Annotated in this window: 20 protein-coding genes and 1 tRNA gene; all 21 read right to left on the bottom strand. The window is 66.0% G+C overall.

Translation table 11 applies throughout. The features are described from left to right. Positions 1-52 precede the first annotated feature (52 nt). Positions 53-763, bottom strand: coding sequence for a tetratricopeptide repeat protein (locus K7G81_RS05375; protein ID WP_255586643.1), 711 nt, complete (start codon positions 761-763; stop codon positions 53-55). After that, positions 679-1095, bottom strand: a complete 417-nt coding sequence (locus K7G81_RS05370) for a cytochrome c-type biogenesis protein (protein ID WP_223029717.1) — start codon at positions 1093-1095, stop codon at positions 679-681. The genes K7G81_RS05375 and K7G81_RS05370 overlap by 85 nt, the downstream gene beginning before the upstream one ends. Continuing rightward, positions 1092-1622: a redoxin family protein gene (locus K7G81_RS05365; RefSeq protein ID WP_223029716.1), complete on the bottom strand. Its 531-nt coding sequence runs from the start codon at positions 1620-1622 to the stop codon at positions 1092-1094. Before K7G81_RS05365 ends, K7G81_RS05370 begins: the two co-directional genes overlap by 4 nt. Further along, positions 1619-3547 (bottom strand): heme lyase CcmF/NrfE family subunit, encoded by a 1929-nt coding sequence (locus K7G81_RS05360; RefSeq protein ID WP_223029715.1) that lies wholly within the window; start codon positions 3545-3547, stop codon positions 1619-1621. Before K7G81_RS05360 ends, K7G81_RS05365 begins: the two co-directional genes overlap by 4 nt. Beyond that, the gene (gene ccmE / locus K7G81_RS05355; RefSeq protein ID WP_223029714.1) at positions 3544-3978 is read right to left on the bottom strand and encodes a cytochrome c maturation protein CcmE; all 435 of its coding nucleotides are present in this window, start codon (positions 3976-3978) and stop codon (positions 3544-3546) included. The genes K7G81_RS05360 and ccmE overlap by 4 nt, the downstream gene beginning before the upstream one ends. Further along, entirely contained in the window at positions 3975-4109 is a 135-nt protein-coding gene (locus K7G81_RS17715; RefSeq protein WP_255586642.1) for a hypothetical protein, read from the bottom strand. The genes ccmE and K7G81_RS17715 overlap by 4 nt, the downstream gene beginning before the upstream one ends. After that, positions 4106-4831, bottom strand: a complete 726-nt coding sequence (gene ccmC, locus K7G81_RS05350) for a heme ABC transporter permease CcmC (protein ID WP_223030137.1) — start codon at positions 4829-4831, stop codon at positions 4106-4108. The genes K7G81_RS17715 and ccmC overlap by 4 nt, the downstream gene beginning before the upstream one ends. Before the next feature lie 53 nt (positions 4832-4884). Continuing rightward, positions 4885-5937: a Leu/Phe/Val dehydrogenase gene (locus K7G81_RS05345; RefSeq protein ID WP_223029713.1), complete on the bottom strand. Its 1053-nt coding sequence runs from the start codon at positions 5935-5937 to the stop codon at positions 4885-4887. 29 nt (positions 5938-5966) lie between these two features. Further along, positions 5967-6043, bottom strand: a tRNA-His gene (locus tag K7G81_RS05340). Between the two features lie 47 nt (positions 6044-6090). Next, positions 6091-6807, bottom strand: coding sequence for a type II secretion system protein N (gene gspN / locus K7G81_RS05335; RefSeq protein ID WP_223029712.1), 717 nt, complete (start codon positions 6805-6807; stop codon positions 6091-6093). Beyond that, positions 6804-7283: a type II secretion system protein GspM gene (gene gspM / locus K7G81_RS05330; protein WP_255586637.1), complete on the bottom strand. Its 480-nt coding sequence runs from the start codon at positions 7281-7283 to the stop codon at positions 6804-6806. Before gspM ends, gspN begins: the two co-directional genes overlap by 4 nt. Beyond that, positions 7280-8380 carry a type II secretion system protein GspL gene (gene gspL / locus K7G81_RS05325; protein ID WP_223029711.1) on the bottom strand — a complete coding sequence of 367 codons (1101 nt, stop codon included), beginning with the start codon at positions 8378-8380 and terminating at the stop codon, positions 7280-7282. Before gspL ends, gspM begins: the two co-directional genes overlap by 4 nt. Next, positions 8377-9363: a type II secretion system minor pseudopilin GspK gene (gene gspK / locus K7G81_RS05320; protein WP_223029710.1), complete on the bottom strand. Its 987-nt coding sequence runs from the start codon at positions 9361-9363 to the stop codon at positions 8377-8379. Before gspK ends, gspL begins: the two co-directional genes overlap by 4 nt. Beyond that, on the bottom strand, positions 9353-10018 hold the full coding sequence (gene gspJ, locus K7G81_RS05315; RefSeq protein ID WP_255586635.1) for a type II secretion system minor pseudopilin GspJ: 666 nt from the start codon (positions 10016-10018) through the stop codon (positions 9353-9355). The genes gspK and gspJ overlap by 11 nt, the downstream gene beginning before the upstream one ends. Positions 10019-10080: 62 nt before the next feature. After that, positions 10081-10437 carry a type II secretion system minor pseudopilin GspI gene (gspI, locus tag K7G81_RS05310; protein WP_223029708.1) on the bottom strand — a complete coding sequence of 119 codons (357 nt, stop codon included), beginning with the start codon at positions 10435-10437 and terminating at the stop codon, positions 10081-10083. Next, positions 10430-10942: a GspH/FimT family pseudopilin gene (locus tag K7G81_RS05305; RefSeq protein WP_223029707.1), complete on the bottom strand. Its 513-nt coding sequence runs from the start codon at positions 10940-10942 to the stop codon at positions 10430-10432. Before K7G81_RS05305 ends, gspI begins: the two co-directional genes overlap by 8 nt. Beyond that, entirely contained in the window at positions 10917-11375 is a 459-nt protein-coding gene (gene gspG, locus K7G81_RS05300) for a type II secretion system major pseudopilin GspG (RefSeq protein WP_255586634.1), read from the bottom strand. Before gspG ends, K7G81_RS05305 begins: the two co-directional genes overlap by 26 nt. Before the next feature lie 8 nt (positions 11376-11383). Continuing rightward, positions 11384-12607, bottom strand: a complete 1224-nt coding sequence (gene gspF, locus K7G81_RS05295; RefSeq protein WP_223029705.1) for a type II secretion system inner membrane protein GspF — start codon at positions 12605-12607, stop codon at positions 11384-11386. Positions 12608-12702: 95 nt separating this feature from the next. After that, a complete protein-coding gene (locus K7G81_RS05290; protein WP_255586737.1) occupies positions 12703-14232 on the bottom strand; it encodes a GspE/PulE family protein in 1530 nt (509 codons plus the stop codon). Between the two features lie 26 nt (positions 14233-14258). Further along, a complete protein-coding gene (gspD, locus tag K7G81_RS05285; RefSeq protein WP_223029703.1) occupies positions 14259-16481 on the bottom strand; it encodes a type II secretion system secretin GspD in 2223 nt (740 codons plus the stop codon). After that, positions 16478-17308 (bottom strand): type II secretion system protein N, encoded by an 831-nt coding sequence (locus K7G81_RS05280; RefSeq protein ID WP_223029702.1) that lies wholly within the window; start codon positions 17306-17308, stop codon positions 16478-16480. Before K7G81_RS05280 ends, gspD begins: the two co-directional genes overlap by 4 nt. Positions 17309-17316 lie beyond the last annotated feature (8 nt).

Below are 17316 nucleotides of genomic sequence, written 5' to 3'. Positions count from 1 at the left end.
GCTGAGAGCAAGCCGGGACGGTGTCGGCACCGTCCCGGTATCCGGCCAGGCGTTATTGCCCGGCCAGCACCAGATAGCGTTCGAGCAGCTTGACCCGTTCTGCGAGCAGCGGCCGATACCCGGCATCGACGGGCGTCAGCGCCAGCGCCTTTTTCCAAGACGGCACCGCCGAGCGAAAGTCGCCGGCGCGGACCGCGGCGAGCCCTGCGAAAAAGAATGGCCCGGGATTGGTCGGCGCGAGCTGCTGCGCGCGCTTGAAGGCCAGTTGCGCCGCCGGCGACACATAGCCGCCGTCATGCGCCGCAATGACGGTGCCGAGTTCGGTCCACAGGGCAGCATCGTCTCCCTTGTGGCGAATCGCGCCGAGCAACACTCGCGCCGCACGATCGCTGTCACCCGCGCGCTGCAGCGCGTCGGAGGTGATAAAATATTTCGCATCGTCGCCGTATCGACCGAACATGGCGCCGCGCAGCTCGGTGATGCCGGGGTCAACGACGATTCCCTCGGCATCGGCCCGTACCGGATGGCCAGCCAGCCCGGGGCTCCCCTGCACCGCGTAGCCGATCGCGCCGAGCATCAGCGCAGCGCCGACGGTCGACCACAATCCGCGCCGGAGACCGAAAACCAGGAGCAGGCCGGCGGCGCCGACGCCGGTGGCGATCATCAACGCCCAGCCCATCAACCTTGCCCCCGCTTGCGCCGCTTGAAGCTCGCCCGCGCGATCCACGCGCCAATGATGAGCAAGGCCAGCGGCATCAGCCATAGCGGCGCCGTTACCGCGCTCCATGGCGGGTCGTAACTGACATAATCGCCATAGCGGTCGATCAGCCATTTGCGGATTTCGCGCGGCTTCTCGCCCGCGGCGATCCGCTGGCGGACCATCGCGCGCATCTGACCCGCCATGTCGGCGTCGCTCTGTGCAATCGACTGCCCTTGGCAGACGACGCAGCGCAGCGTCTCCATCAACGCGCGGGCTTCGGCTTCCTGATGCGGATCGGGAAGCTGCGTATCGGCCAGCGCTGCCGGGGGCAGCGGCGTATCGGCAACCGCCGGCGCAGCGACGACCAGCAGCGCAAGGGCGGCAGCCCGCTTCATCCGCCCGCCTTCTTCAGCGCGGCAAGCAATGCGGGCACGTCTTCGGCGCGGACGTCGCCGATATGCTGTTCGACGATCCGGCCGTGACCGTCAATCACATAGGTTTCCGGCACTCCGGAGGAACCGAGCGCCAGTTGCACCGCGCTTTGCCGGTCGTCGCCGATCCGCGCATAGGGATTGCCGAAGCGCTTGAGGAAATCCTCGACGTTCCGCGGCGTATCGCGGACCGCCACCGCGTCGATCTCGACGCCGTGTTGCTTGAGCGCCATCAGGTTCGGGCTCTCGGCCATGCACGGGATGCACCAGCTTGCGAACACGTTGAGCAGTCGCGGCTTGCCATCGGTGAACGTGGTGCTGGCCAGGCCCGGCGCATCGGGCACCATCTTCGGCAACGTGAATTGCGGCAACGCCTTACCCACCATCTGCGAGTGAACGAGATGGTCGCTCGGCCGGAACAGCCCGCTCGCCACGACTGCAAACAATAGCGCGAACGCGCCCAGCGGCACCCACAGCAATACGCGCTTCATGCCTCTCCCCTTCTCGCGCGACGCTCGCGGCGCAGCCGTCCGAGCAGCGAGAGCGCCCCGCCGATCGCGATCAACGCGCCACCCGCCCAGATAAGGGTCACGAAGGGCTTCCACCACAAGCGAAGCTGCCACCGCCCGGCATCGTCTTGATTGCCGAGCACAGTGTAGAGTTGGCCGTCGAGCACCGTTTTGATGGCCGATTCGTTGGTCATCTGCGGCGGTGTCGAAAAGAAACGCGATTGCGGGAGCAGCGTCGTCGACGCCCCGCCACGACTGGCCTTCAACACGCCCTCGACCGCGGACCAGTTGACGCCGACCACCGGCCGTACGCCAAGCAGCGTCACCGTATACGGCCCGACGTGCTGCGGCTCGCCGATCCGCGTCGCCACCAGCGTCTCCTTGTTGAAGGCGCTTTCCGACGCCATGCCGGCGAGGCTCACCGCAATGCCCAGATGCGCGATCACCATGCCATAGGTGAACAGCGGCGTTCGTTTGAGGTCACGTCCCCATAGCGGCGCAACACTCGCCACTGCGACGCCCGCCGCCAGCGCGAGCCCCAGCAGCGGCAGGATATGGATGCCGGGTGCGAGCACCAACAGCGCAACCAGCGCCACGACGCCCACCGCCGCCGGAATCGCGATCCGTTTCAGCCCGGCACGCAGGTCGTCACGCCGCCACCGCAGCAATGGTCCGATACCCATCAGCGCGACAAGCGCCAATGCGATCGGACCCGCCGTCGAATCAAAGAAAGGGTGCCCGACCGAAAGCTGCGTTCCGAATGCCGCCGCGACGATCGGATAAAGCGTGCCGATCAAAACGATGCCGAGGATCACCGAAAGCAGCAGGTTGTTGACCACCAGCGCGCCCTCACGGCTGATCGGCTCGAACGTGTTGCCTTGCCGGATCGTACCGACGCGCAGCGCAAACAGCGCCAGCGCCCCGCCGATATAGATCACCAGCAGCGCGAGGATGAAAGCACCGCGCTTCGGGTCGATGGCGAAGGCGTGAACACTGGTCAGAATGCCCGATCGCACGAGGAAGGTGCCGATCATCGACATCGAGAACGCGACAACCGCGAGCATGATCGTCCAGGCGCGCAACCCGTCACGCGTGGCCAGCACCGTCACCGAATGGAGCAGCGCGGTTGCTGCCAGCCATGGCATCAACGAGGCGTTCTCGACCGGATCCCAGAACCACCAACCGCCCCAGCCGAGCTCGTAATAGGCCCAATAGCTCCCGGCGGTGATGCCGATCGTCAGGAATATCCACGCCGCCAACACCCACGGCCGCATCGCGCGAGCGAAGGCCGGGCCGACATCGCGCGTAATCATCGCGCCCACGGCGAAGGAGAAGGCCACCGAAATGCCGACATAGCCGAGGTAGAGCGTCGGCGGATGGAAGGCGAGGCCGGGGTCCTGCAGTAGTGGGTTGAGCCCCTGCCCGTCTGGCGGCGGCGGATCGAGCCGCGCGAACGGATTGGAGGAGAACAGCAGGAACGCATAGAAGCCGAGCGCGATCGCGGCTTGCGCGCCGAGCGTCGCGACCAGTGTCTTCCGCTCTAACGTCCGCTCGAACAACGCCACCGCCGCGCCGGCAAGCCCGAGGATCGTCACCCACAGGAGCATCGAGCCTTCGTGGTTTCCCCAGGCCCCCGCGACCTTGTAAATCAATGGCTTGGCCGCGCTCGAATCTTCAGCAACAAGCCGCACCGACATATCGCTCTCGACGAACACCGCGATGAGCAGCAGCATCGCCAGCACCACCAGCACGCCCTGCACGATCGCGATCGGCCGCACCGCGGCGAGCATGTCCTCGACCCCGATCGCGGTCTGACGTCGCGACAGTGCCACCGCCGCCAACACCAATTGCAGCAGCGCCAGCGCCGCAGCGAACCACAAGGCTGCAAGGCCGCCTTCGGCGATCATTGCTCGAGGCTCTTGGTTTCGTGCATCGCGCCAGCGACCTGGGGCGGCATATATTTCTCGTCGTGCTTGGCGAGCAGGTTGGTCGCAACGAAGCTGCCGTCGGGTTGGAAATGCCCCTCGGCAACGACACCGGACTTTTCACGAAACAGGTCAGGCACGATGCCGCTGAACGACACCGGCACGCTCGCCTGTCCATCGGTAACCACGAAGCGAATCGAAATGCCATCGGGCAGATGCTTGATCGAGCCCGCCTCGACCATCCCCCCGAGCCGCACCGCCTTGCCGAGCGGCAGCCCGTCGCGCTCGACGTCCGAGGGCGCGTAGAAAAACGATGCCTGATCCTTGAGCGCCGACAGCGCGAGTAGCGCTGCACCGATCACCGCAGCGAGCGCGAGCAGCGCGAGCGTCAACCGCTGGTGCTTAGCCTTCATGCCCGCCGGCTCTCCTCGAGCGCGCGCTCGGCGCGGCGCATCGCGCGCCAGCTCAGCAACGACATCGCGACCGCCGCGATAGCGACGATCGCGTAGGCGGCGGTCACGAACGGCCAGGGATCGAGCTTCATACTGTCGCCTTTCGCCGCAGCCGCGCCTCGGCCTTGGCCCCCGCGATCAGCGCGCGCATCCGGATCAGCACGATGGCGGCAAAGAACAGCGTGAACCCCGCCAGCGTGAAGAACAGCGGCCACATGATCGACATCGCGATCGTTGAACTGGTCAACCCGATGCTCTGGCCCTGATGCAGCGTGTTCCACCACACCACCGAATAACGGATGATCGGCAGCAACACCGATCCGGCGATACCGAAGATGGCTGGAATCCGCCCGTCGCCACCACGATCATCGTCGGCACGGACCAGCGCCATATACGCCAGGTAAACGAAAAACAGCAGCAACATCGAGGTCAGCCGCCCGTCCCATTGCCACCACGTCCCCCAGGTCGGCCGGCCCCAGATCGAGCCGGTGACAAGGCACAGGCCCGCAAAAAGGGCACCCGGCATGGCGATCGCCTGGGCTGCGACACGCGCCAGCGGATGGCGCCAGACGAGATAGGCAATGCTCGAAATCGCAATCCCGCTCCACCCCGCCATGCCGAGCCATGCGGTTGGCACATGGATATAGATGATCCGCACCGCATCGCCTTGCAGGTAATCGGGGGGCGTCTGGGTAAGCCCCGCCCAACAGCCGAACGCCGCCAGCGCAATGCCCAGCCAGAACAGCAGCGGCGTCAGCGGCCGCGCGATCTTCAGGAAGCGGGCGGGATTGGCGAGGGCGTGGATCGCGGGCACGAACCAGGGCTTAGGCAAACAAACCTAACAAATCCACCGATCCTTGGCGAAAATCAGCCGCGCCCGATCAGCCGTCGCGCGATCGCATCGGCCACTTCGGAGGCGGGGCGCCCGCTCGCTTCGCTCTCATCCCACACCTGGTTGAGGCGATCGGGAATCCTGGTGATCCGCGCCATCACCTCGGCCTCATCGCCGTGGCCGAGATATTCGAGCCCGACGTTGATGATGCCGCCTGCGTTGATCACGTAATCGGGCGCGTAAGTGATGCCGCGCGCATGAAGGCGCGCGCCGTCCGCATGTGTCGCCAGCTGATTGTTGGCGCCGCCCGCGATCACGCTGGTCTTGAGCGCATCGATCGAACGTTCGGTGAGGATTGCGCCAAGCGCATTGGGGCTCACCACGTCCGCCTCGATACCCAGCACGGTATCCGCTGCTGCCAGGTCGGCGCCGAGTTCATCGGCAAGCACCCTGACCTTGTCGGCGTCGACATCGGCGATCGTCAGCCGTGCGCCGTCCTTCGCCAGCAGCCGCGCCAGTCCACCGCCGACCGAGCCGGCGCCCTGAATGGCGACATGGACGCCCTTCATATCGTCCGCGCCCAGTCCGCGCTTCGCCGCCGCCTTGACGCCGAGATAGACGCCATGCGCCGTATACGGCCCCGGATCGCCGCCCGCGGCGCCGCTTTGCACAGGCAGGCCGGAGACATATTTGGTCTCGCTCGCGATCACCTTCATCCGCGCTTCGGACATGCCGACATCCTCGGCCGTCACATATCGCCCACCGAGCGATTCGACCGCGCGGCCGAACGCCTTGAGCTGCGCCTCGCTGATCGTCGCCCCCGGCTTGTCGGCGAGCACCACGCCCTTACCGCCGCCGAGATCGAGACCGGCCATCGCGTTCTTGAAGCTCATGCCGCGCGACAGGCGCAACGCATCGGTGATGGCATCATCGCTGGTGGCATAATGCCAGAAGCGCACGCCGCCAGCCGCCGGCCCGAGCTTGGTCGAATGCACGGCGATCACCGCGCTCAGCCCGGAATCGGGGTCGGTGAACAAGTGGACGCCTTCATGGGCATCGAAATCAGGGAAGCCCCAGCCGGTGATCATCAAATTTCCCGGGGTTGTTCAACAGGAAATGGGGCGATCGACGGGACTTGAACCCGCGACCCTCGGTACCACAAACCGATGCTCTAACCAACTGAGCTACGATCGCCGCAATCCGCGCGCCCTAGCGGGGGGAAGCCGCTACCGTCAAGCCTATCAGATGCGCCCCTGGACCGAAAGCAGGAAGCCGTTTGCCGATGGCTGGAATCCCGCAAGCTGCAACTTCGTGCCGAGCGCCGGATCACCGGTGCGCATCGTCAGGTCCGCCGCATAGCTGCCATCGGCGTGGAAGCGAACGTCGAGGCTCTCGGTCCCCGCCGTGCTCACCAATGGCAGTAGCAGCGCGTTGCCATCGCACCGCGCGGTGCCGGCCATCGCCTGCGGCAGTGGCACGCCGCCCAATGCTCCGCCCAAAGTCGCGCGGACGCGGCCCTCGGCATGGTCGCACGCCCCGTCCTTGAACCGCGCGCTGACATCGTCGAGATCGAGTGACGTAACCGGCAACGGCGCGAACGCCGCCCCGCCCGCGAGGCTGGCGCTGACGTCGTCGACGCCAAAACCGTGCCGCGATACGCTCGCCGCGCCCTGAAGCGGGGCGCGCCCTTTCCCCGCCACATCGATCTTTGCCCGCCCGACCAGCAGTTGGATCGGCGAGACATGCGCGTCCATATCGCCCAGCACGAACCCGGCGGCTCGCGCCTCGGTCAACGAACCGAACCACATGCTGCCCGTCACTTGTCGCGCGGTCAGGCCGAGATCGCCGAGCCCGATCCAGCCAAGCACCAATCGCATCGGCAGGAAAACGATCAGCGCCGCGACGAAGATCGCCCCGAACAAGGCAGCCGGGCCGGTACGAAGCCGGATTCGCCTCATGATCCGCGCTCCGTCAGCAGCATCTCCGCCGCAACCGTCTGGTCGCCATTGTTGGTGACGTTGATCGTCTGGACGACGATGCCGGCACGTTCGAGCCCGGCGATCCAGGAGAACAGCGCCCCCGGCCGCGCGGTCGGAATCGCGATACGGACGCGATCGTCGCTCTGGGCATCGACGTTGGACAGCGCGAACCCGACATCACCGGCGCTCTGGCGGAGATAATCGGCCAGCGCGCCGGGGATCGGCTGCGGCTTTTGCTTCGCGAGATCGGCGATCGCATCACGCTCGGCCTGCGCCTGGCCCAGCCGGATGACCGCGTCGTTCAACCGCGTGCGCGACGACGATAATCCATCGCTGATTGGCAAGAAGATCGCGAACCAGATGATGGTCAGCACGATCATCGCCGCCATCACCAGCAGCATCCGGCGTTCGCGCAGGGAACGACCATCGAACCAGGCTTTGAACGCTGCCATCATGGTTTCACCGTCAGGTCGCCCGAAACCTGCCCCGCATTCGACGTGAAGGTACTCGCATCGACCGTGAAGCCGAGCGATTCGATCCTGTGCTTGAGATCGTTGGCCGCCGCTTCTCCCTGCGCGGTGACGGTGATCTTGAGCGCGCCGGTATCGTCAAAGGTCAGCGCGGTAAGCTCGGTACCGGGGATCGCCTGCACCGCCCCGAAAACGGCGCCCGCGGTGCTGCTGAAGCCCAATCCTGCGCCGCGCATCCCGGCGAGCCGCGCGGCAAGCTGGCGTTCGGGATCGCTGATCGAAGTCCCGGCCGGCAGGCCCTGCTCGGCCACCATCGCCGTGCGGGTCTCGATTCCTTCGGCGGCGATCTCGGTGCGGATGATCCGGAATACGCTGATCGATACGGTGACGACGACGATTGCCGCCGCCAGCCAGCCGAGCCGCTTGACCAGTGCCCAGTCGATCGCCCGCCGCCGCCGCTTGGCGAACGGTCCCTGCCTGAGATCGAGCGCAGGCGCCGTTGCTGCCGCGACGATCGCCGCATCGACCGCATCGCGATCGAGCGTTTCAGGCGGCGTACCGCCGGTGACTAGCTCGGTCAGCCGCGCTTCGTCGGCGAATCCCGCGGTCGCGCCACGCACCACGCCATGCCCGGCGAGATCGGCGCGGACATACCCTACCTCTGGCCGCGGCAGCAGCATGGGAGCGGGAACGACGGCGTCGGGATCGATCCCCTGTGCCGCCAACGCACCGAGCCAAGCGCGCATCCGCTCGACTCCGACGACGCCGATCGGCCGCTCCTCCGCCTCGTCCTCGCGCCCGACCGCGACGTGGAGATCGGCCATCGACGCGGCGCTGGCCTCGCTCAGCGCGATCCGCGCGGCGGCAACCGCTTGCGCCACGGAGCGATCGGGCAGTTCGGCCCAATGCAGCGTCACCGCATCGGCCGGCGCGACCGACACGATCCGCTGCGGCTCATCCTCTGGCCCCGGCAACGCAGGCACGCCCTCGCCACGCGCGACCACCGCGTCCCCGGCGATGCGCAGCCAGCGATAGGGCTCGTCCCCATCCTGCGGCGGGAATAGCACGATGGTCTCGCTCACGCCGGATCGCTCCATTGGCGCGAGACGATCTGGGCGCGCTGGTGCGTCGCGTCGAGAAGGTCAGTCTGGGTCAGCTGCACGCCATATGCGGTAACGTCGATCTTCATATCGAACCAGTAGGTTCTCACCCCCGTCTCGTTGTTCTTCGCGTCCTGATCGGCATTGAGGTTGCCGAGCACCGGCTGGTTCCAGAAATCCACCGTGCTGTCATATCCGTCGGGAGGCCGCTGGAGTAGCAGCGCGCGCGCCTTGCCCAGGTCCATCGTGTCGGGAAACAGCATCGCGAACAGCGGAGCCTGTTCGGGCTGCAGCGTATTGACGTTGATCCGTGACGGTTTCGCGACAGGCAAGGTGCAGACCCACGGCACCACTTTGTCGTAGATCTCGGGTGTCATCCCGGCGACCGCGCGCAACTCGCTGGGATCGGTCATCAGCGTGTTGGGTGTGCGATAGGGCACGTCCTTGCCGAGATAGGCGCTGTCTTCGGCGCCCATCGGCAGCGGGTTGGCGTCAGTATCGATCCAGTCGGCGGATGCGGCAGCGATGCCGTCGGCGACTTGCCCCGGGATGCCGATCAGCTTCATCAGCCGGACGAACTGCGTCACCTGATTGCGCTGCGCCACGTAGAGGCCGGGCTCGGTCTGCTTGACCAGTCCGTTGAGATTGAAGCAATTGCCGCCATCGGTAACCGTCAGTGTCGCGATCCCGCCCGGCACTGGCAGCGCATAGGGTTTGCCCGCCCAACCGCCGGCAAGCGTGGTGCGCGCGGCATCCTGCGCGAGGATCGAATTGACCCGGATCGTGGCGACCGTCTCGGCCGCATAGGCGAACGCCCTCGCCTGCTCGATCGCCGCGCCGTTCGCGGCGAGGCGGGTCGACAACCGCAACTTCTCGAGCGCGCTCGCCGCAAGTACCGAGATCACCGCGACGAGCAGCAGCACCGTCAGCAACGCCGCCCCCCGCTCGGAAGCCTTAACCCGCATTGCCGCCTCCGTGGACGCGGTATCCGGTGCCGACCAGGAACAGTTCGCGGAACGTGGTGCCATGGGTTCGCGCGATCGTCATTTCCACCGCGTCGGGCAGCGGACGATCGGGCGCGGGGTTCCACTGGTCGCTCCAGGCTCCGGCAAAACGATAACGCAGCTTGATCGAGGCCACGTCGTTCAGGATCGTCGCTGCCGGCCCCGGTGCCGCGCCATCGAGCATCGGATAGGAAACGCGCAGCAACGATCCGTTATCGAGACGGTATTCGACCTTCTGCTCGCTTGGCCGCGGCGCGGCATCGACGTTGGTCCAGCCCGCGCGAACCAGCCGCAGCATCGGTGTCGTCCCCGAATCGCGCGCGCCGAAGAACGGCGGCACGGGGTCGCCTGCCTCGTTCCGGGTGGGCCGCGCGCGGACCTGCGCGAGATCGGCCGACAGCGCCGAAGCGAGCTGATTGAGCTTGGCGATATCGGTGAGCTTTTCCGCCCCGACCTGCTGCGCACGCACGCTGAATGCGAGCAGCCCGACGCCAGCCGCCGCCAGCAGCGAGAAGATCAGCAGCGAGACCATCAGCTCGACCAGCGTGAAGCCGTGTTCGGCGGAACCCCCGCAAGACTCGAAGCCGTGTTCGGCGGAACGCCCGCAAGACTTCAAGCCGGGTTCAGCGGAACGTCGGGGAAGCTCGAAGCCGGCTTCGGAAGGCGATCGACTCACCATCACCCTCCCGGCCGCACGACCATCAAGTGCGCGATCGGCCGCCCCGCCCCCGCCACCGCGACGTCGATGCGTAGCGCCCCGGCATCGCCGAGCGGCGTCACTTGTCGCGTCCATGTCCAATTGCGGCCGCCGTTGTCCTCACTGCCGCTGGTTTCGCCGGCAGCCGGCGGTTGCGCGTCGGTCAGCGCCTCGACCGCGACGTTGCGCGCGACCATCTGCGCCGTCAGCGTCTCGTCGAGGATACCGGTCGAACGCAACGTCGCCCCTTCGAGCCGGATCAGCGCCAGCGCCGCAAGGCTGAACACCGCCAGCGCGACCATCATCTCGATGAGGGTGAAGCCGCGCTGGTTACCCATCGACGCGCACCTCGCCGCCGGCGCCGATATGCACCGTCGCGATCCGCCCGTCGCGCTCGAGCCGCAGATCGAGCGGCTGATCCGCCAGCCCGGTCGAATCGAAGATCACCCGCGCCCTGTCGCCGCCGGAAATGAGCGGCCGGACACCCTTGCCCCACTGAGCCACACGCAATCCCTTGTCGGGCATCGGCTGCCACCCGTCGCCGCTGTGGATGTCGAAGCCATAGCCCCCCGGCGCGACCCATACGGAGGTCGTCCGCGCATTCAGTACCGCAGCGTCGTGCGCCACCCGCACCCGCGCCGCGAAGCGATCGGCGTCGTCGGCCAGCCGGCCACGCGGATCGGGCATCATCAGCACCACCGCCGCCGAAGCGATGCCGATGATCGCGATCACCACCATCAGCTCGACAAGCGTGAAGCCCCCCTCTTGCGCCCCATCCGCGCGAACGGGGTGCAACAGGCCCAATAGGCGCGACTGGCTATTGCCAGCTGCCGATATCGGCATCGGTGCCACTACCACCTTCCTTGCCGTCGGCGCCCCAGCTCCACACGTCGGCTTCGCTGTGCTGTCCCGGAGACGCATATTGATACGGCCGTCCCCAAGGATCGTTGGGCAGCTTCTTGATGTACCCGCCGGTCTGATAATGCGACGGGTCGGCCGAGCTCGGCGCCGTCACCAACGCCTGCAATCCTTCCGAGGTGCTGGGATAGCGCATGTTCTGCAGCTTATACATTTCCAACGCCTGATCGATCGTCGAGATGTCGCTCTTGGCCTTCTCGATCCGCGCCTTGTCCCCCATCGGCAACACGTTGAATGCGACGATCGCGGCCAGCAGCCCGATGATGACGATCACAACCATCAACTCAACGAGCGTGAATCCCTCCTCGTCGGGCGAGCGCGCGGGCGGGGAGAACAAGCGGCGAAACAAGCGAACCATGGATAACCTCATTGACCGGCCAGCGTTTCGAGCTGGAGGATGGGAAGCAGGATTGATAGCACGATCGTCGCGACGACGCCGCCCATCAGCACGATGATCAGCGGCTCGAGCAACGACAGGGCCGTCGCGGTGAAGCGATCGAACTCGCGCTCGAGATAGTCGGCCGCGCGTTCGAGCATTTCGTCGAGCCGGCCTGCCGCCTCGCCCGACGCCGCGAGATAGACGAGCAGCGGCGGAAACACCTCGCTGCGGCGCATCGCCGCGGACAGGCTGCCACCACCACGGATCGCTTCGACGATCTCGTCGGTCGCGATCTTGAGCCGGGTGTTCTTGATCGTTCCGGCCGTCAGCGCCAGCCCCTCGAGCAGCGGCAGCCGGCTCGCCACCATCGTCGACAGCGTTCGCGCCATCCGCGCCGCGTGGAGGTCGCGCAACAATCGGCCGAGCAGCGGCAGCCGCAGCAGCCAGCTATCGAACGCCAGCCTGATCTGCGGCTCCTTCAAGGCACGCCACGCGATCGCGCCCAGCGCGGCGGCGATCAGCAGCAGCAACCACCAATAATGCGCGAGGAAATAGGATATCGCCATCACGATCCGGGTGAGCAGCGGCAGCGTTTGCCCCACCGTGTCGAACTGCTGCACCACCTGTGGCACCACGAAGATCATCAGAGCTGCGACCACGCCCATCGCCACCACCGCGAGCACCGCGGGATAGGCCATGGTGGTAATCAGCTTGCCGCGAATTTCCGCCTGCCGCTCCAGCAGCGCCGAAAGCCGGTCGAGGATCGTCGGCAGCGTCCCCGAACTCTCACCCGCTGAAACCATCGCGCGATAAAGCGGCGGGAAACTCTTCGGCTCGCGACCCATCGCGTCGGAAAGGCGACGCCCTTCAACGACGCCCGAATGGACGGTCGAGACGATCGCGCGGACCTGATCCTGCTCGGTCTGGCGCTGGATCGTGCGCAGCGATTCCTCGAGCGGGCTGACGCGGTTGAGGGTCGCAAGCTGGCGCGTGAACAATGTCAGCTGCTTGCCCGTCATGCGGTTGCCGAGGCTCGGCAGCGACAGCAGCGCCCGCCCGCGCGGCGGTGGCGCCGAACCGGGCTCGATCCGCACGACATAGAGCCGGCGCTTGTCCAGCGTGGCGCGTGCCGCCTCGATCGTCGCGGCGGCGACGTGGCCGGCTTTCTCCTGCCCGCGCGCGTCGATCGCGACGAAGTCGAAGTCAGCCATGGTCGGCCCGCCCCGTCCGTTCGGTCTGAGCTTGTCGAAGCCCGTTCACACCCCGCCCTCCGACACATTCAGGGCGAACGGATGATGTATCGCCGTCAGCCATCGACCTCGGCCATTTCGGCCCGGGAAACCCTTACGGCTTCCTCCGGCGTGGTCACGCCGTCGCGGACCAATTGCCGCGCGGCGATCGCCAGCGTATCTGCGCGCGCGAAGGCGTGACGGGCGATGACGCCCTCATCGGCGCCGTCGTTGATCAACCGGCGCATCGTCTCGTCGATGCGGATCGCCTCGAACACGCCGATCCGGCCCTTGAAACCGGTATGGTTGCACTCCGGGCAGCCGCCGGGCTCGTAGACCACGGCATCCGCCTCGATCCCGAGCAGACCGGCAAGCGAATTGCCCGCCGCGACCGGCTTGCGGCATTCGGGGCACAACCGCCGCACCAGCCGCTGCGCGATCACCGCGCGCAAGGTCGAAGCGAGCAGGAACGGCTCGACCTTCATGTCGCGCATCCGGGTGATCGCCCCCAACGAATCATTGGTGTGCACGGTCGACAGCACGAGGTGCCCGGTCAGCGACGCCTGAACCGCGATTTCCGCCGTCTCGCGATCGCGGATTTCGCCGACCATTACCACGTCAGGATCCTGACGCAGGATCGCCCGCAAGCCCGCCGCGAAGGTCAGCCCCACCTTGGCGTTGACCTGCGTCTGCCCGACGCCTTCGACGGCATATTCGACCGGATCTTCGACCGTCAGGATATTCCGGCTGTCGTCATTCAGCAGGCGCAGCGCGGCATAGAGTGTCGTCGTCTTGCCCGATCCCGTCGGCCCTGTGACGAGGACGATGCCGTTGGGTTCGGCGATTGCGCCACGCACCACCTTGTCGGTCGCCGCCGGCATGCCGAGCTGTTCGAGGTCGATCCCGGCGTTGTCCTTGTCGAGGATGCGCAGCACCACGCGCTCGCCGGCGCGGCTCGGCAGCGTCGAGACGCGCACGTCGAGCAGCTTGCCACCGAGCGTGAGGCCGATGCGGCCATCCTGCGGCACGCGCCGCTCGGCGATATCCATCCGCGCCATCACCTTGATGCGGCTGACCACGACGGGCGCGACGTGGGGCGGCATTCGCAAGGTCTCGCGCAGCACGCCGTCGATCCGCATCCGGATGACGAGGCCGGTCTCGTAAGGCTCGATATGGATATCCGACACGCCGTTGCGCGCGGCATCGGCGATAACGCCATTGATGAGGCGGATCGCCGGCGCGTCATCGGCCGAATCGAGCAGATCCTCGGCCGTCGGCAAGTCGGTTGCCAGCAGATCGAGATCGCCGTCGAGGCCGAGATTGCCCGCGGCCATCGCCGCTGCTTGCCCATCCATCGCGTACCGATCGGACAGCAGCTTATCGAATGCTTCGGCACTCACGAACTCGACGTCGAACGGCCGCCCGAGATGGCGGCGCAGCTCGATCAGCACCTTGGGATCGCCGCCCTCGCGCATCGCGACGATCGACTTTTCGGCATTGCCATCGAACACGACGCCGAAGCGCCGCGCGAACGGATAGGGGATCGCCGGCAGCAATGCGACGCTGGCAGCCGCAGCCGCCGGTTCGATCGGCGCCTCCGCGTCCATCACCGCCTCATCGCCTCGTGCTATCTTCATTGCTCCCTCTTCGCCGGGCGAATCACCTCGGTGGAGCTGCGCACCGTTGGCACCATGATCTGGGGATCGTGGATGTTGCCAGGCAGCGGCGCCGGCGGAGTCGGAGGCGCCGCGCCCATATAGTCGCGAACGAGTTGGTCGATGCTCGGTTCCTGGTCGGGGTTCATCTGTCCCTGCACCGCGCGGAGATAGCCGTAGCGCTGCTCGGTTACTTTCTGCGTATCGTCCGCCGTGCGCAAGATCGTCGGCCGGATGAAGATCATCAGATTGGTCTTGGTATGACTCTTCGAATGCGATTTGAACAAATTGCCGAGCAGCGGGATGTCGCTGAGATAAGGAATCTTCTCCAGCGTCCGCCGCTCGTTGTCGTCAAGCAGCCCGCCGATCACCGCGATCTGGCCGTCATCGACCGTCATCGTGGTCTGCACTTCGCGCTTGTTGATGATCAACTCGCTATTGTCGCTCGACACCGGCCCGGCGATCGAGCTCACCGTCTGGTGAAGGAACAGCTTGATCGTCCCGCTCGAATTGATCTGCGGCTTGACGTCGAGCTCGATACCCACATTCTCGCGCTGGATCGTCTGGAAGGCGTTGTCGAAATTATCCGAAAGTGCCTTGCCGGTGGTGATCGGCACCTCTTGCCCGACCAGCAGATGCGACGGCGTGTTGTCCAGCATCACCACCGAAGGCGATTGCAGCAGGTTCGACTGTGTATCGCTCTTCACCGCGTTGATGATACCGCCCAGGATCGTATCGCCGATCTGCGCGCCGCCGCCGAAGAAGCCGCCGTTGGTACCGAGGATCGAGCTCACCGCCGATTGCGCGAGTTGATCGCTGATCGTGGTATCCTGGCCGGTAATCGTCGTGCCGCCGTCGGTAACGGTAGTCGTCGATGTCGCCAGCTTCCGCGCGCCGATCGCACCGGCAATCGACAGCAGGCTCGGCGCCGAGGTCGAATAATTGGTCGCCGCGAACGCCCCGCCCTTCAGATTGCCGAGCAGGAACTGTACGCCGAGCTGCTTCGCGGCATTGTCCGACACCTCGGCGACCACTGCCTCGACGAGCACCTGCTGACGCCGCGTATCGAGTTGCCGGATCACTTCGGAAAGCTGGCGCTGCACCTCGGGCGGCCCGGCGATGACGATCGCATTGGCCCCGGCAAAGCGCGTGACGACTGCCGCCGTGCGCCCGCCCTCGCCGACGATCGCCGGCTTGTTGGTGCCATTCTCGCCATTACTGTTGCTCTGGCTCGCCGCCGGGGTGGGTGTCGGCGTCGACGTTCGATTGGCGCTCGGCTGCAATTGGCTGACCCCGCTCGAACCGCTGCCCGATTGCGACAGGAAATTAGACGTGATCGCCTGATCTTCATCGGGAATTGCGCTCGGCTGCTCGCCGACGAGTTCCTGAAGCACCGGGAGAAGCTGCGCCGCGTCGGCATTCTCGAGGAACACGACACGAATCTCGGTTCCGGCTTCGGCCTTCTGGTCGAGCTGTGCCGCCACCGTCGCCAGCCGCGAAACCGTATTGGGATCGCCTCTCAGCACCACCGAGTTAGAGCTGTCGACCGATACGACCTGAACGCCGGGTGTGCCATTCTGTCCGCCACCATCGCCGATCAAGCCCTTCAATGCCGTGGCGATTTCCCGCGCGCCTGCGTTCTTGAGCGGCACGACGCGCGTCGAGGCCTGATCGGTATCGATGCCGGCGATCACCTGGCGGATACGATGGACGTTATCGGCGAAATCGACGATCACCAGCGAATTGCCCGCCTTGTTGGCGGTTACCGATCCTTGCGGGCTGACCAGCGGCTTGACCGTGTCGAGCGCCGATTGTGCATCGATCGACCGCAGCCGGACGATATCGGTGATGAAACTGTCGCGCGCCGCCGCGCGGCTACCCACCGGGGTTGGTTGCGAAGCGGCGTTGTCGATCGGCTGGATGCGGAACGCGCCGCCCGACGTCGGCACCGCGACCAGGCCATTGGCACGCAGCGTCGAGAGGAAAATCTCGAAATATTGCGATTTCGACAGCGGATGATCGGTCACCACTGTCACCTTGCCGTTGACGCGATTGTCGATGATGAACGTCCGCCCCGTCGCCTGTGCGGCGTCGGCGATGAATGCGCGGATATCGGCATCGCGCACGTTCAGGGATAATTGCGCGACCGCCGGCGATGCGAGCGCCAGAGCGATGGCCGGAACCAGTGTTATCTTCTTCATGAACCCGTCACGTTGATGCCGATAGGAATTTTCTTGGCGCCGCGTTCGACCATCAGCGAAAGGATGCCGCCATTGTCGAAGCGTCCCTTGAGGTTCGCGATGTCGTCGGGCCCGGTGACGGGTTTGCCCATCACTTCGGTGACGATGTCGCCCTGCTGCAGCCCCGCCTTGGCAAAAGCCTGGCCGTCGCCATTGGGGCGTAGCACCAGGCCGGTGATCCGGCCGTCATCGATGCGCGGGATGAAACCGATCCCGCTGGTGATCTGCGCCAGCGTCAGTCCTTGCGATTTGATATCAGAAAACGACAGATGCTGTTGTTCGGGAGCGGCACCGGCGGTGGGTGCGCTTGGCGTTACCGGCTTCGACTGATCGATGTAGAGATCCTCGATCGTGCCGCCGCGATCGATCGTGATGTGATCGAAGGCGACCGCCTTCAGCGTCGCCCCTGGCATGATTTCACCGCCGACCGCGACGCTCTTCTGTTCGCCGTCGGGACCGGCAATGATCGCCGAGCCGCCGCCGGTGGCCTCGTTGACGCGAATGCCGTAAAGCGTGAGTTGCAACGACGTGACCGCCGCCGGCTTGTCCTCGTTGCCCGAAAAGCGAAAAAACGGATCGAATCCACCGAGCAATCCGGCGGAAGCGCCCCCCGGCTGCGCCGGGCGCCAGTCGCCAAGCGGCGTCACCGGGGTGACGATCACCCACACCAACCGCGCGCACTGCACCGCAAGCAACGCAATCAACACGATCTCCGCGAGCGAATAGACGTTCGCCCTCGGCAACCGCCGGAGCAACGCGCGCGCGCGGCCACTCAACACCAATCGCATGCGAACCC

This window comes from Hephaestia mangrovi (assembly GCF_019880555.1).
Taxonomy (GTDB): Bacteria; Pseudomonadota; Alphaproteobacteria; order Sphingomonadales; family Sphingomonadaceae; genus Sphingomonas; species Sphingomonas mangrovi.
The sequence above is the reverse complement of the archived record's forward strand: the minus strand, read 5'-3'. Positions and strand labels throughout refer to the sequence as shown.

Coding starts and splice junctions, on each gene's coding strand:
- gspK (WP_223029710.1), bottom strand. CDS start 9,363: ATGCGGGTTAAGGCTTCCGAGCGGGGGGCGGCGTTGCTGACGGTGCTG.
- ccmE (WP_223029714.1), bottom strand. CDS start 3,978: ATGAAGGCTAAGCACCAGCGGTTGACGCTCGCGCTGCTCGCGCTCGCT.
- gspD (WP_223029703.1), bottom strand. CDS start 16,481: ATGAAGAAGATAACACTGGTTCCGGCCATCGCTCTGGCGCTCGCATCG.
- gspG (WP_255586634.1), bottom strand. CDS start 11,375: ATGGTTCGCTTGTTTCGCCGCTTGTTCTCCCCGCCCGCGCGCTCGCCC.
- K7G81_RS05345 (WP_223029713.1), bottom strand. CDS start 5,937: ATGATCACCGGCTGGGGCTTCCCTGATTTCGATGCCCATGAAGGCGTC.
- gspN (WP_223029712.1), bottom strand. CDS start 6,807: ATGAGGCGAATCCGGCTTCGTACCGGCCCGGCTGCCTTGTTCGGGGCG.
- K7G81_RS05280 (WP_223029702.1), bottom strand. CDS start 17,308: ATGCGATTGGTGTTGAGTGGCCGCGCGCGCGCGTTGCTCCGGCGGTTG.
- gspI (WP_223029708.1), bottom strand. CDS start 10,437: ATGGGTAACCAGCGCGGCTTCACCCTCATCGAGATGATGGTCGCGCTG.
- K7G81_RS05370 (WP_223029717.1), bottom strand. CDS start 1,095: ATGAAGCGGGCTGCCGCCCTTGCGCTGCTGGTCGTCGCTGCGCCGGCG.
- K7G81_RS05290 (WP_255586737.1), bottom strand. CDS start 14,232: ATGGACGCGGAGGCGCCGATCGAACCGGCGGCTGCGGCTGCCAGCGTC.
- gspM (WP_255586637.1), bottom strand. CDS start 7,283: ATGATGGCAGCGTTCAAAGCCTGGTTCGATGGTCGTTCCCTGCGCGAA.
- K7G81_RS05375 (WP_255586643.1), bottom strand. CDS start 763: ATGGCTGATGCCGCTGGCCTTGCTCATCATTGGCGCGTGGATCGCGCG.
- K7G81_RS05305 (WP_223029707.1), bottom strand. CDS start 10,942: ATGCCGATATCGGCAGCTGGCAATAGCCAGTCGCGCCTATTGGGCCTG.
- K7G81_RS05360 (WP_223029715.1), bottom strand. CDS start 3,547: ATGATCGCCGAAGGCGGCCTTGCAGCCTTGTGGTTCGCTGCGGCGCTG.
- K7G81_RS05365 (WP_223029716.1), bottom strand. CDS start 1,622: ATGAAGCGCGTATTGCTGTGGGTGCCGCTGGGCGCGTTCGCGCTATTG.
- gspF (WP_223029705.1), bottom strand. CDS start 12,607: ATGGCTGACTTCGACTTCGTCGCGATCGACGCGCGCGGGCAGGAGAAA.
- K7G81_RS17715 (WP_255586642.1), bottom strand. CDS start 4,109: ATGAAGCTCGATCCCTGGCCGTTCGTGACCGCCGCCTACGCGATCGTC.